Source organism: Myxococcus llanfairpwllgwyngyllgogerychwyrndrobwllllantysiliogogogochensis (assembly GCF_006636215.1).
GTDB lineage: Bacteria > Myxococcota > Myxococcia > Myxococcales > Myxococcaceae > Myxococcus > Myxococcus llanfairpwllgwyngyllgogerychwyrndrobwllllantysiliogogogochensis.
This window is the reverse complement of the sequence record NZ_VIFM01001055.1, coordinates 1-380: the sequence shown is the minus strand read 5'-3', so window position 1 is coordinate 380 and position 380 is coordinate 1. Positions and strand designations below refer to the sequence as shown.

The 380-nt window shown below is 50.5% G+C and carries 1 protein-coding gene; it reads right to left on the bottom strand.

Annotated features, from left to right (window positions below; genetic code table 11):
• Window positions 1-110 precede the first annotated feature (110 nt).
• Window positions 111-380 (bottom strand): alpha/beta hydrolase (locus tag FJV41_RS56830; RefSeq protein ID WP_220138094.1); only part of this gene is annotated, 270 nt, incomplete at its 5' end.

Below are 380 nucleotides of genomic sequence, written 5' to 3'. Positions count from 1 at the left end.
GAACATGATGGCTGGCGACCAGGCTCATCTCTTCATAATCTTCGGTCACAATCATTTTCATCTTGTCGTCCTTCACAAGCACAAAACAGGGGCTGAAGGCCCCCTAAAGGTTATTTAAACAGTTTTTGCACAAACTCGGCGTAGGCCGGGCGCCAGACGTCCATTTCATGGTTCAGGCCGGGATACTGGTGGTAATCAAATTTAATCTGCTGTTTTTCCAGCTCGCTTTTCAGACCAGCAATGTCTTTACCGGTCACAGAATCTTTTTCCCCGACGACCACGGTAAAGTTACGCAGCTGCTTATTGATCGCGTCAGGCTGCTTCAGCTGCGCTTCCACGCCGGCATTCGGCACCGTGGTAGTCGTAACGCCGCTAAAGGT